Origin of the sequence: Vibrio sp. S9_S30 (assembly GCF_014694455.1) — a bacterium.
GTDB lineage: Bacteria > Pseudomonadota > Gammaproteobacteria > Enterobacterales > Vibrionaceae > Vibrio.
Window position 1 is genome coordinate 1 of record NZ_JAAUWT010000037.1, and the last position, 13,008, is coordinate 13,008.

10 protein-coding genes and 2 pseudogenes are annotated in these 13,008 nt (G+C 44.9%); 10 read left to right on the forward strand and 2 right to left on the reverse strand.

Translation table 11 applies throughout. The features are described from left to right. Positions 1–284: 284 nt before the first annotated feature. Positions 285–707 carry an IS630 family transposase gene (locus HC752_RS22900; RefSeq protein WP_190337520.1) on the reverse strand — a complete coding sequence of 141 codons (423 nt, stop codon included), beginning with the start codon at positions 705–707 and terminating at the stop codon, positions 285–287. Between the two features lie 223 nt (positions 708–930). Between HC752_RS22900 and ileS the strand changes: the two genes are divergently transcribed. The 10 genes and pseudogenes from ileS to HC752_RS22950 all read left to right on the forward strand — a co-directional run bounded on the left by ileS (position 931) and on the right by HC752_RS22950 (position 12,487). Continuing rightward, positions 931–4,077 carry an isoleucine--tRNA ligase gene (gene ileS, locus HC752_RS22905; RefSeq protein ID WP_190337521.1) on the forward strand — a complete coding sequence of 1,049 codons (3,147 nt, stop codon included), beginning with the start codon at positions 931–933 and terminating at the stop codon, positions 4,075–4,077. A 486-nt stretch (positions 4,078–4,563) separates the two neighbouring features. Then, complete coding sequence (locus tag HC752_RS22910; RefSeq protein WP_190337522.1) at positions 4,564–5,925, forward strand: AMP-binding protein; 1,362 nt, start codon at positions 4,564–4,566, stop codon at positions 5,923–5,925. After that, on the forward strand, positions 5,915–6,640 hold the full coding sequence (locus tag HC752_RS22915) for an SDR family oxidoreductase (RefSeq protein WP_190337523.1): 726 nt from the start codon (positions 5,915–5,917) through the stop codon (positions 6,638–6,640). The genes HC752_RS22910 and HC752_RS22915 overlap by 11 nt, the downstream gene beginning before the upstream one ends. Then, entirely contained in the window at positions 6,634–6,969 is a 336-nt protein-coding gene (locus HC752_RS22920; protein ID WP_190337524.1) for a phosphopantetheine-binding protein, read from the forward strand. The genes HC752_RS22915 and HC752_RS22920 overlap by 7 nt, the downstream gene beginning before the upstream one ends. A 133-nt stretch (positions 6,970–7,102) precedes the next feature. Then, entirely contained in the window at positions 7,103–9,352 is a 2,250-nt protein-coding gene (locus tag HC752_RS22925; RefSeq protein WP_190337525.1) for a beta-ketoacyl synthase N-terminal-like domain-containing protein, read from the forward strand. Between the two features lie 47 nt (positions 9,353–9,399). Further along, the gene (locus HC752_RS22930) at positions 9,400–9,672 is read left to right on the forward strand and encodes an acyl carrier protein (protein ID WP_190337526.1); all 273 of its coding nucleotides are present in this window, start codon (positions 9,400–9,402) and stop codon (positions 9,670–9,672) included. A gap of 246 nt (positions 9,673–9,918) precedes the next feature. Continuing rightward, positions 9,919–10,269, forward strand: coding sequence for a plasmid pRiA4b ORF-3 family protein (locus tag HC752_RS22935; RefSeq protein WP_202987915.1), 351 nt, complete (start codon positions 9,919–9,921; stop codon positions 10,267–10,269). 134 nt (positions 10,270–10,403) lie between these two features. Further along, entirely contained in the window at positions 10,404–10,529 is a 126-nt protein-coding gene (locus tag HC752_RS25185) for a hypothetical protein (RefSeq protein ID WP_274602164.1), read from the forward strand. 43 nt (positions 10,530–10,572) lie between these two features. Further along, positions 10,573–11,069: pseudogene (locus HC752_RS24860) on the forward strand (tyrosine-type recombinase/integrase). A gap of 11 nt (positions 11,070–11,080) precedes the next feature. After that, positions 11,081–12,487: pseudogene (locus HC752_RS22950) on the forward strand (ISKra4 family transposase). Here HC752_RS22950 and HC752_RS22955 read toward each other — a convergent pair. After that, positions 12,476–12,751: a hypothetical protein gene (locus HC752_RS22955; RefSeq protein WP_190337529.1), complete on the reverse strand. Its 276-nt coding sequence runs from the start codon at positions 12,749–12,751 to the stop codon at positions 12,476–12,478. The pseudogene HC752_RS22950 and the gene HC752_RS22955 overlap by 12 nt on opposite strands. Positions 12,752–13,008 lie beyond the last annotated feature (257 nt).

A 13,008-nucleotide genomic window follows, 5' to 3' on the forward strand; every position in this document is an offset into this window, starting at 1 on the left:
ACAAAATGTTTCTATTAACTTATCCATGCTCGTTCCTTTGAGATCTTATATATTTAGTCAATGATCTGATCTCGGAACGAGCCATTAGTTCCTTCCTAACGAATTTCCTTATCCAGAACTCAGGTTAGGCGTATTCAAATTGCTGTTGTTTCACCACTCTAGGTCGAGTACCCCGCTCTGCCCAAAGGCGTGTTGTTGTGTTTTGCTGACCGAATCTAGCTTCATCCTGAAACCAGACATCAACGTGCTCAAGCCCTATGTGGCCTGGGATCTTGAGGATCGTTTCAATTTTGAATTTTTTTAAAATCGTCCTGAGCTTGTGGGGATTGTTTAGGGTGTTTTGAGCGTGAAGTTATCCAAGAAAAGCCCATATGTTTGAGCAAGTAATAGATAGAGTTTGGGTGATAGTGCTTGTCGAAATTATCAATGATGTAAGCGTGTATATCATTGCCAGTCAGTCGACCACCTGATGAGTTTTCAGCTTCCTCTTTGATGTATTGGCTGAGTTGTTCACGTTGAGCTGACGTTAAAAATGGGGGTCGACCAGTGCGTGGCTTTTCTTGGAAACCATCGATACCTTCTTCTAGGAAGATTTGAACCCATTTATTCACACTGGTTCTACTTACTTGAAGATATTTGGCAATTTGAGTTCTAGACACTCCGTCTTTGAAATGTGCCAAGGTCAAGAAGCGCATTTTCATTTGCATAGATTTTTGCTGGTTAGCAAGCTTTTTGAAGTCAATATTATTGAGGCTTTCCATGGTGATAATAGGTTTGTTTTAGATAGCCTCAATTAGATCATATTTTTACTCTAATTGGTATAATCCCATAAGTACCGTAAGCCTTTTACGTTGTTGAATTTATGGTATGATGAAATATCAGCTTATCGCTACAGCATAATGAACTCTAATTAAAGGTTACTTTGGCAGAATGAACGGCAATACTCTCGATACAGATCAGAATACATTTTCCTTTGTTGATGCGGAACGAAAAGTCCTTGATTTTTGGGAAAAACAGGATATTTTTCAGAAATCTCTTCGTCAAACAGCCAACAATCCACCCTATGCATTTTACGATGGACCTCCATTTGCAACTGGTAAACCACACCATGGGCATCTGCTGGCATCCACCATTAAAGATATTATCCCTCGCTACTTTACGATGAAAGGTTATTACGTCCAACGCCGTTTTGGCTGGGATTGTCATGGCCTACCAATTGAACATGAAACCGATAAAACCTTGGGTATATCAGCCAAAGAGGCCGTTGAGACCTTAGGGATCAAAGCATACAATGATGAGTGTCGAGGTATCGTTCAACGCTATACTAAAGAGTGGCGCTCTACCGTTACACGCATTGGCCGCTGGGTTGATTTTGATAATGATTACAGAACCATGGAACCTTGGTACATGGAGTCTGTATGGTGGGTGTTCAAACAACTTTGGGAAAAAGAGCTTATCACCCAAGGCGTCAAAGTTGTGCCGTTTTCTACCACTTTAGGCACCGTTTTATCTAACTTCGAAGCGGGCTCTAACTACAAAGATGTGCAAGATCCTGCACTTGAAGTGTTGTTCAAATTAGAAGACGAAGACTGCTATATCGCAGCGTGGACCACCACACCTTGGACTTTGCCTTCCAACTTGGGACTGTGCGTCAAAGCCGATGCCGACTACATAAAAGTGTTAGATGAAGATAAAGATATACACTTTATTATTGCCAAAGCGCGCCTTGAAGCCATAGGTAAAGGGAAAAACTTAACTGTAGTGCAAGAATATACAGGCGCGGAATTGGTCGGAAAACGCTATGAGCCGCTCTTTGATTATTTCAAAGAACTAAAGAATGAAGGCGCATTTGTTGTCCTTGCTGACGATTATGTCACCATGGACAGTGGTACGGGTATCGTACATATCGCACCAGCATTTGGTGAAGACGATAACCGCGTCATGAAAGAGGCAAATATTCAGGTCGTTGTGTGTCCTTTGAATATGGTTGGCGAGTTTACCGAAGAAGTGACGGACTTTAGCGGAATGCACGTCAAAGAAGCGGATAAGAAAATCATTCGCCACTTAAAAGAAACAGGCCACCTGTACAGCCACACCACCATAGTGCACAGCTACCCGTTCTGCCCGCGTTCTGACACGCCGATCATCTACCGCTCTATTCCATCATGGTATGTCAAAGTAGAGCAGATGCGCGACAAGCTCGTGGCATTGAATCAACAGATCAACTGGGTACCTGAATATATTAAAGAAGGTCGGATGGGGAACTGGTTGGCTGGCGCCATTGACTGGGCAGTCTCGCGAAACAGATACTGGGGAACACCGATTCCGCTGTGGCGCAACGACGTTACTGGCAACTATTTATGTATTGGTTCAATCGAGGAATTAGAGCGCTATTCAGGGATCCGTGTCGATGACTTACACCGTGACTACGTCGATGATATTTCTTTCAGTGTGGCAGGTGAAGAAGGCACTTATCAGCGGATTGAGGAAGTGCTCGATTGTTGGTTTGAGTCAGGCGCGATGCCGTATGCTCAGCTCCACTACCCGTTCGAAAATCAGTCTCTTTTCGAGTCCAGCTTTCCAGCTGAATTCATTGCCGAGGGACTGGACCAAACACGCGGTTGGTTTTATACCCTATTGGTATTAAGTCAGGCTTTACACGACAAGCCCGCATTTAAGAACGTCATTGTTAATGGCATCGTGATGGCAGAAGATGGCAAGAAAATGTCGAAGCGCTTGCGCAACTACACTCAGCCAGATGACATCATGGAAGAGTTTGGTGCCGATGCTCTACGCTTATATTTAATCAACTCAGGTTTGGTAAAAGGCGAACCACAACACTTTTCAAACGAAGGTGTGAAACTGACCGTTCGTCGTGCCTTGCTGCCTTGGTGGAATGCCTTTAAATTCCTGAAAACTTATATAGATATCGATGGTTGGAAACCGTCAAATACCGCGCACACAATAACCAATCCGTTGGATCATTGGATACTGTCAAAGCTGCAAACATTGAAGTTAAAGGTCACCACGGAGATCGAAAACTATCAGCTATACAACGTTATTCCAGTGTTGTTTGAGTTTATTGAGCAATTAACTAACTGGTATATCCGCCTTAATCGCTCGCGCTTTTGGGCTGAAACACTGACTGAAGACAAGGCATGTGCATATCAGACGCTGTACACCTGTATCTATGAATTGAGCTTGGCCATGGCACCGTTTGCGCCGTTCTTGTCAGAGCATATCTATCAAGAGATGCTAGCCATACAAGATCGTGGAGAGCAACCTGAGTCAGTGCACTTATGTGTATATCCAGCCGTGGATGAAGCACTCATTCAGCCAGAGCTTGAAGATGCACTTGCGCTATTGCAAAACGTCGTGTTGCTAGGTCGTCAAAAGCGTAATAAAGAGCGGATCAAGACCAAAATCCCTCTAATGAGCCTAACAGTGATCCATCGCGATACAGGTCTCCTTCAAGAGATCAAGAAGTTAGAGTCTTACTTACAAACAGAGCTGAATGTAAAATCAGTCGTCTATAGTGAAGACGAAGACTCCTTTATCAATTTCTACGCCAAGCCAAATTCACCTTTGCTGGGCAAAAAATTGGGTAAATCATTTAAGCAATATAAAACGCTTATTGAGGCACTCACTGGTGAGCAGTTACGTCAATTAGAGAAAGACGGCAGCATTGAACTTGAGGGCATTCGCTTCGACAAAGAAGAAATCCTCACTTTCCGTGAACCAAAAGAAGGCTCAGAAGTCATTTCTGATAGCTATATTTCCATTGAACTAGACTGTAAACTCAACGAGGAGTTATTGGCTGAGGGTCTGGCCCGTGAAATCGTTAATCGTGTTCAAAAAACACGTAAGCAGCTTGATTTTAAGATCGAAGACCGTATTCATGTCAAATATGCATGTGATCAAGCACTCGACGCCGCTATCGCTGCACATACAGACACCATCTCATCGGAGACATTGGCATTGAGCTTTGAAAAGCGCGATATCGCATCTGATGACACGGTTGCGCGTTATGATGTAGAGGGTCATACGCTATTGCTTAAGTTGAGTAAGGCGACATAACCTAACACTATCCAGTTGTGCACAGTCACTTTTTAGGTGCCTGTGCACACTGTTAACTAGGCCAATAAATAGACAAATTTCTGCAAACATCGCCCACCCCTCCCCTTTCACTCTGTGACTCAATACATGCTTTACATGTTATTTATCAATGTTTACAATGTTTTTCATCATTCAATTACACGGCTGAAGATACGCCGTTGGTGTGCTGATTGTCATACATCAGAAAATAACCACACCCTGAGTGCCTAGACAAATAATAATTTAAGATCCCTTTAAACTGGGCGGTATTTCTGCGATTATAATTCCATAAGCATCGCCTGTGTTTTGAGGTCACTTGATGCTGATCCCCTATCACCTTGTAGGCTTGCCGCCATGCTATCAAAGGTGTTTCGTCACGCGTGGCGATCGGCGTAATAGCACCTGTTTATGTCAGTGGCGACAAGCTATTTGACAAAATATGAGCAACCAAAAAAGGAAGCTAACCCAGTGGATAGAACATGGATTTTGGATCGCGTAAAACAGTTCGATGAGACCCTCGCGGTTGTTGAAGAAGATAAATGCATTACCTTTGATGCGATTGCCCAAAGCGCTCAAAATTGGCTGACCAATGAGTCGATCACAGAACACAGTATCATTGTCATCAATGGATTATTTAACGCAACGACGTTGGGGTTGATGCTTTGTGCCTATATCAAGCAATGTACAATCGTGCCATTATTTAATAGCGATGCAACGCATGTAGACACGATCATTGACACGGTTCATCCAGATTTACTGTGTGACACACGCGACGACATCATGTGCTGCAGCACGATAGCCCCCTTTGCAACCACCAAGCCTGCATTATTAAAGCAACTGAATACATTGGGAGAGTCCGGACTGATCTTATACAGCTCAGGCAGCACAGGTACACCCAAAGCCATTTTACTCAGCTTAGACAAGCTTTTGCAGCGCTATCAAGTTCACAAAGAGCACCCCACCTCCACCATCGCAGGCTTTTTGTTTTTTGATCACATTGGCGGCTTTGATGTCTTGATGCAGTGCCTAATGACAGGATGCACCTTGGTCAGCATGACTAAACGCACCCCTGAAGATGTGTGTCAGGCCATTGAAAAACATCGTATCAATGTATTACCCACTACGCCGACTTTTCTCAACATGGTGTTGATCAACCGCAGCTATCAACGCGTAGATCTAAGTTCACTTACCGTGATTGCATATGGCTCAGAAGTCATGCCACAAGCAACACTCGACTTGCTGCAACAAGCGTTGCCGCATGTCGCGCTAAAACAAACATATGGTATGAGCGAGCTGGGGGTCTTACCCACAGAGTCGAAGGCAGGCAACTCACTGTGGCTAAAAATAAAAAAAACCGACTACAAAGTGCTGGATGGCGTGTTGTGGGTCAAATCGCCAACGGCGATGCTTGGTTACCTCAACCAAGATCATGCGCCATTGAATGATGGGTGGCTGTGCACTGGGGATTTGGTGGAGCAACAGGGGGACTATATTCGCATTCTGGGGCGCCAGAGCACAGTGATAAATGTCGCGGGTGAAAAGGTATTTCCGGCCGAAATTGAAGCCTTCCTATTACAAATTCCATTTGTAAAGAATTCATCAGTCTGGGGGAAAAAGAGCCCGATCACCGGAAAAATTGTCGCTGCGACAATTTACACTGATGAAGAAGTCGATCCGAAGCCGGCAAAAAAACATATTTTAGATATCTGTAAGCGAACCTTAGCCCCCTACAAAATCCCAAGACACTTCGAATTTGTAAATGAGCAGTATCATAGCGAAAGGTTTAAAAAAATCAATAAGATACAAGGAACACAAACCAGTGGAAAATAAAAAGGGTACAATTGTGATCAGCGGTGGAAGCCGAGGGTTGGGGTTCGAAATCGCGTCCCAATTTTTGCAGCAAGGATATACCGTTGCGACATTTTCAAGAGGCAGTACTGAGCATGTAACAGCACTTGCAGATGATCCACGCTTTTTTTGGAAGTCGGTTGATGGCAGTGACTATCAGGCTCTAACCGAGTTTCTCAAAGAAGCTCAGCAACGACTCGGAAATATTGTTGGCCTGGTCAACAATGCCGCCATTGGTGCGGATGGGGTGCTCAGCACAATGCGTACGTCTGACATTGACCGGGCGTTGGATGTGAACCTCAAAGCACAGATCTATCTATCAAAATTAGTTTCTAAGAAGCTCTTGCAAAACCGCGATGGGTTTATCATTAATATCTCTTCCATCATGGGCGTAAGAGGTTTACCAGGTGTTTCAATTTACAGTGCCACAAAAGCGGCAATGGATGGCATGACCAGAAGCTTAGCGAAGGAGCTAGGCAGAAAAGGGATCCGTGTCAACTCTGTCTCTCCGGGCTATTTTGCCAGTGACATGGTGAAAGATCTGTCAGATGACATTTTAGGTAAAATTGAGCGCCGTACACCGCTAGGGCGCTTAGGTACACAGAGTGAGATTGCCAAGTTGGTGCTATTTTTAGCAACTGAGGGGCATTTTATCACCGGGCAAAACATCGTCATAGATGGAGGTTTTACATGCTAGACACACAACAAGTTAAAAATGAGGTGTTGGATAGTATTATCCAAGAGGTGGCCACAATACTGTCTGAAAAGTCGCTGCCGATCACACAACTGGAAAGCGCTACAGCATTTTCTGAATTGTCATTAACGTCTCTGGATTTGGCCGAACTGATCAGCAATCTAGAAGCGCGCTATGAAGTTGACCCATTCGAGGAATTGGTTGCCATCACCAGTGTCGTTACCATAGATGATCTCGCTGCGGCCTATGCGCTGGGCTTATCAGGTCAACCTGAGGGGACACATGACGCCCTCAGCGAAGAACTAAAAGCCATAAAGAATCAAACACGGTAATCGAGCTAGACACTGACATATAAGATCATAGCAACACATTGGCTATATGCGCCATCATTTTGGTGCTCGCTATGGTATTTCAGCTGTTCATATCTAGCGTGACTCAGATATATAAACGTAGAAGTAAAAATACATGATGGCTACAGATGATATAGCAATTGTCGGGCTCGCTTGCCGATTTCCTGAGGCAAGTTCTCCGGCTCAGTTTTGGCAAAACTTAGCACAGGGACGGGAGTCCATAGCAAGATTATCCGACGCGCAATTACGCAACGCAGGTGTCAGCGACAGCGAATTTGAGCAACCCAGTTACGTCAAAGCATATACCCCCCTTGCCGATATCGACAAGTTTGATGCGCGCTTTTTTGGGATCCCAGCAGCAGAAGCAAAGTTAATGGACCCACAACAGCGGATCTTGCTTGAAATTATCTATCACGCTTTAGAAGATGGCGGCGCTTTGCAAACAGCGCAGCAGAGAGAAACAGGTGTCTATGCAACTGGTGGTGGGATCACCCGTAGCTATCTTTATCAAGAAGCGGCAAAGCACTTTAAGGGCAATAGTGATACCGGCAGCTTGTTACAATTACTCAACGATAAAGATTTTCTTGCGACACGGGTATCCTACAAATTAAATTTACAAGGCCCCAGTCTCTCCGTGCAAACAGCCTGCTCAAGCTCCATGGTTGCAGTTCACTTGGCAAGAAGCGCATTACTGAGCGGAGAAATCGATATCGGTATCGCCGCAGCCAGCTGTATCAGACTACCACAAGAACGTGGCTACAATGCCGCAGAAAGTATGATCTACTCACCAACCGGTCGCTGTAGAACATTTTCAGACGACGCCGATGGCACCATTTTTGGCAGTGGCTCAGGCGCTGTGGTACTCAAACGTTATCAAGACGCACTGACCGATGGCGATCATATTTATGCACTGCTCAAGTCAACCGCGGTCAATAATGATGGGGCTGGAAAGTTTGGGTTTACCGCTTCCAGTGTGCCAGGTCAAGCCAAGGCCATGGTTAAAGCTATTGCATTGGCGGGGATCAGTGCGGATCAGCTCAGTTATATTGAATGCCATGGCACTGCGACCAAAATAGGCGACCCACTGGAGATCCGCTCGCTCGAAAAGGCATTTTCACTGGATACCGATAAAAAACAATTTTGTCATATCGGTAGCGTCAAACCGAATATAGGTCATTTAGAGCAGGCGGCTGGACTTGCCAGCCTCATCAAACTTGCGCTGATGATAAAACATCGTCGGCTTGTGCCCACTATTAATTTTCGCGCACCCAACCCGAAATTAAAATTGCCACAATCCCCCTTTAAAATGGCACTCGACTATGAAATGTGGGAACCCGAACAACAGCGGCGCTACGCCGGGCTGAACTGTTTGGGTGTGGGGGGCACCAATGTATTTGCCATTCTCAGCGATCTCCCCACCACCGACGCGACAGCATCCAATGACAACAACCTGGTTGAACCTGCACAAGATGTGCTGTGTTTGTCAGCCAAAACGAAAACACAGCTCGTCGAATATATCGAGTGTATCGCAAACGATGAACGACCTTTGCCACTGTGTGCCCTCGCCTACAACATCAACACCAGCCGTGCACATTTACCAATACGTAATACAGTGGTGATTGACCGGGATATGAGTATAGGGCAGTGGCGCGAACAAGCCTTGACCAAGATCGCGGCGTCCAGCGAGCGGCGCGGAACGACATTTGATAAACCAATCCAGTATATATGTAACCCCACAGAATTCGTTCATGCCAGCCAATTAGCTACACTGGCCGCTGACATGCGCTGCCAATGTTTTACAGATGCCTATCAACGCTGGATGGACAGTGCAGCGCTCACTCTAATAAATGACTCCACGGCCCCCTTTGCACAGCACGTGGCGAAATTGTTGGTATTTGAACTGGCATTGTATGAGCAGTTAAAGCACTGGGGAATAAAGATGGCATCATTTCTTGGTGAGGGGATCGGTCTATATGCGCAACTGTTGTTGGAAGATGTCCCCTCGCAACAGTGGCTCAGTACGCTGGAAAAAGAACTACATATACATCACGGTAATTTAAACCACGCACAAACTCATAGCTTTTCTCAGATGGGTGAAGTGACCATTGAGCAAGATCTACACCTCGCAAGTGAAGGCCCGATAATTTATCGCAATCGTCCTTTACATAACCTCACAGATGATGTGTATGTCTGTGCCAGCGAACGGTTTACTACCACCGAACTGTGGTCCTTGCTTGCCACGATTATCGACAAAGGCGCGCAAATTAACTGGCAAAACTACTATCCTCTCAAGGCTTTTGAAAAACATACTTTACCCAACTATCCATTTGAGAAGAAACGCTATTGGTTGGTTGATGAAGACTAACGTTGTTACACCTAGACTAACAAAAGATACAAGGAGCATGAAATAACATGAGTAACGCAGCAACAGCTAGAACATTGGTAATTAGCTTTATTGAAGAAATGAATCGTTCATCACTACGTGGAGACGAGATCCAAAATGACTTTGAGCTAAAAGATAAACTTAATATCGATTCATTAAACAAGATCATTTTACTGACCCGAGTCACAGAGCACTTAGGTATTGAGTTTGGCACAGCCGATAAAACCATTAATGACTTCACCACAGTCAACGATCTGATCTCATTTGTTGAATCACACACCTCAACACTAGAAGTGTCGTAAATTTTTCGACCTCACTTTACCAAGGCAGCTGGGATCACACGCTCTTCGTACGTTTCTGGTTTCTGGCTGCTGCCCAGACAAGCCTATTGTATGTGTAGCTACAAGGTATTAGTCACCTGATCGTTTTCATCTGTGGTCCCTAGGCCATGAGAGCATAAAAATGAGTGGGGCATTTCCTTGTAGACTTCCCGCTTAACATATTGTCAGAGATACTCAGTACATGTCTTATCCAGGATATTTCTAACAATGAAAATCTATTCCATCAAAGTGGCGCTGCATGGAGTGAGCCCGATGATATGGCGCCGACTTCGAATTGCCGGCAATACCTCATTGGCTAGTCTGCATTATATCATCCAAATTACCCAGGGCTGGGATGATGAGCACCTTCATCAATTTCATATCTATGGCAAAGATTATGGTATCAGCTATAGTGGAGGCTTATCATTCGGTGACAATGCTTACAAAGTGTACATTGATGACTTCAAATTTGATGTCGGTGATCGGTTCACTATTGAAAGCCGTTACAAAAAGCAACAAAACTACGACGGTCGGAGCGCTTCGCCCTTACGTCGAGGCGTTAAATGCGGTGCGCTTTAATCGCAATCAAGTGAATCATGATATGGTCAAATTAGAGACAGAAAAACCGTCTTTACATGACGTGTTTGGCTGATGGTTACGCGTGATGGACATTCCCTAAAGTGCGCCTTTATGGGAATGTTGGCTATACTAATATGAGTATTTACAAGGGTTCTGGCTCCATGCGTTTACCTAGCTTGCCAACCCTTTTAGGGAAAGTCTGCTTGATGAGCTTAGATCACGATGAACAAACCACCTCTGAAACCGACCAATCAATCTAGACGCAATCGGGAGTATCTTACGCCCTATAAGATTGATCTATTAATGGCCTCCGCTAGGCAGATCGGGCGACATGGCCATCGTAATGAGACAATGATTTTGCTGGCTTTTCGTCATGGCCTTCGCGTTTCAGAATTGATTTCCCTTCAATGGGATCAAGTAAACCTTAATCTGGGTTTACTTCACGTTAATCAAAGGAAGCATGGCATTCCCAGTACTCACCCGTTATGGGGGTCGGAGCTGAGGGCTCTGCGTAAAATGGCTAAGACCTATCCCGAAACACCTTACGTTTTTTATCAGAGAGAAAAAGTCCGATGACGGATTCAATGTTCCGAAAGATTGTAGCTCGAGCAGGAGATAAAGCCGATTTGGGATTACCTGTTCACCCTCATATGTTACGCCATCCTACGGGGTTCAAGTTGGCTAACGATGGGCAGGATACACGCGCTATTCAGCTCTATCTGGGCCATAAAAATATTCAACATACGGTGAAATACACCCAACTGGCAGCAGATCGATTTAAACGCTTTTGGAGTGATTAAGGGGGAACGACATGCAATTGAGCATTCAGATAGTCATCAAAGATGAAAACGGTGAAACCAGAACAGAAGACATTATCGAATTAAACAAGTCAGCAGATAATCGGCGTGACATTGGCTTATCGATACATGAATCGCAGTCATTGCTGAAAACACTTCAGAAAAAGATCGTTTGCCACCAGGCGGAGCAATATACCGCAGCGCATACAAATTGTCCGCATTGCCATAAACATAGACGAACTAAAGGTTTTCATAGCATCCAGTACCGGACGCTGTTCGGGATCATCTCTATCCCCTGCAAGCGTGTCTATTGTTGTGAGTGTGAAGGTGCTGCCACTAAAACAGTGAGCCTGTTAACATCCTGGATCCCAGAACATAATAGCCCGGAGTTAAAGTATATTGAGACAAAATGGGGATCGTTAATGGCTTATGGCCTGACGGCTGAGTTACTGAAAGATATCCTCCCGATCGGCGAGTCACTCAATGGTTCAACCATCCGTAATCATTTACATGACGTTGCTAAACGTCAGGATAAGGAGCTGGAAAATAAACCGGAGTACCTTTTAGGTTGCCCTTATGAATGGGACGAATTGGGCAAACCAAATAAACCTATGGTGGTGGGCATTGATGGCGGCTACGTACGAAACTGGCATGATAAAAAAACGAATTTTGAAGTGATCGCTGGTAAGTCCATGTCGAAACAAGCCGCGACAAAACGCTTTGGCTGGGTCCAGAAAATCGACAAGAAACCAAGAAGGCGGGTGATGAGTGTGTTGTCAGAGCAAGGCATGCAAGCCAACCAGTAAATCACTTTTTTATCTGATGGTGCTGATAATTTGAAGGATCTACAATATTGCATGTATCCGGAATCATCCCATCTTCTCGACTGGTTTCATGTGACGATGCGCCTAACAGTATTAGAGCAATGTGCTAATGGCATGAAAAAATCGGATCCGGAAGCGGGGTCGTTGATGAAGGATGATATTGAAAGTACCAAGTAGTATCTTTGGCACGGGAATACAGAAAAAGCATTGTATAAGCTTGAATGCTGCAGTGAACTTTGCTTTGACGAAACACTCACCTATAAAAAGCGAGAAAAGTTTTACCAGCATCTGACTGAGATGGTTACATACATCGAAAATAATCAGGCCATGATCCCCAACTATGGGGAGCGGTACCGCTATAATGAAACCATATCGACAGCCTTTGTAGAATCAACGATCAATGAAGTAGTCGCCAAACGCATGGTCAAAAAGCAGCAAATGCAATGGACGCATGAGGGTGCCCATTGTCTTTTGCAAACGAGGACAGCAGTACTCAACGGAGACTTAAAATCGATTTTTAGACGTTGGTATCCTGGCGTGACTATAGATGGTGAAATGGTGAACGTGGTCGGGGATGAAATGAAACTAGTTGCATAAATTTTTAGCATTTGCCCCACACATTTTTATGCTCTCATTGGCAACCAGTCCCTTTTGAGCTGCTTGGTATGTACCGCCGATAATCTCGATTGGAACAATTTTCGGAAGGTTATCAGTTTCAGCGATACGGTCTTTTAGATCGTGCTCAAAGTAGTTCCGGCATGCTTGCTCGTTCAGGGTACCTGCATTCAGGCTACCAGAGCACTTCACGAAACTCGCAACACCCTTGGTGTCATTTGCTAGTGCCGCAGATGGCTGCTGCATATAGAGTCCAAACGCCGCTACTGCTACTAGGGTTCCTAGCATGAAACGGCCACGGGTCTTCGACTAGGTATTCCAGCCATGTTTCTCTTTTTTGTCGGCTGCAGGAGCTTCAACCCCACTGCCCTGTACGCGGCTTTGTTGCGTAATTCATTGGAACTAAATCAATAACCTACGATCTGATCAGCTACATTCACTTCACCTCGTAGCCCAATGCCTAAACCTTGTTACAAAACCACCAACTGGAAGCAATACAATCA

Excerpts from the sequence above, each read along its gene's own strand:
- HC752_RS22955 (WP_190337529.1), bottom strand. The coding sequence starts at position 12,751 with ATGCAGCAGCCATCTGCGGCACTAGCAAATGACACCAAGGGTGTTGCG.
- HC752_RS22930 (WP_190337526.1), top strand. The coding sequence starts at position 9,400 with ATGAGTAACGCAGCAACAGCTAGAACATTGGTAATTAGCTTTATTGAA.
- HC752_RS22900 (WP_190337520.1), bottom strand. The coding sequence starts at position 707 with ATGCAAATGAAAATGCGCTTCTTGACCTTGGCACATTTCAAAGACGGA.
- HC752_RS25185 (WP_274602164.1), top strand. The coding sequence starts at position 10,404 with ATGAGTATTTACAAGGGTTCTGGCTCCATGCGTTTACCTAGCTTGCCA.
- HC752_RS22935 (WP_202987915.1), top strand. The coding sequence starts at position 9,919 with ATGAAAATCTATTCCATCAAAGTGGCGCTGCATGGAGTGAGCCCGATG.
- ileS (WP_190337521.1), top strand. The coding sequence starts at position 931 with ATGAACGGCAATACTCTCGATACAGATCAGAATACATTTTCCTTTGTT.
- HC752_RS22925 (WP_190337525.1), top strand. The coding sequence starts at position 7,103 with ATGATGGCTACAGATGATATAGCAATTGTCGGGCTCGCTTGCCGATTT.
- HC752_RS22920 (WP_190337524.1), top strand. The coding sequence starts at position 6,634 with ATGCTAGACACACAACAAGTTAAAAATGAGGTGTTGGATAGTATTATC.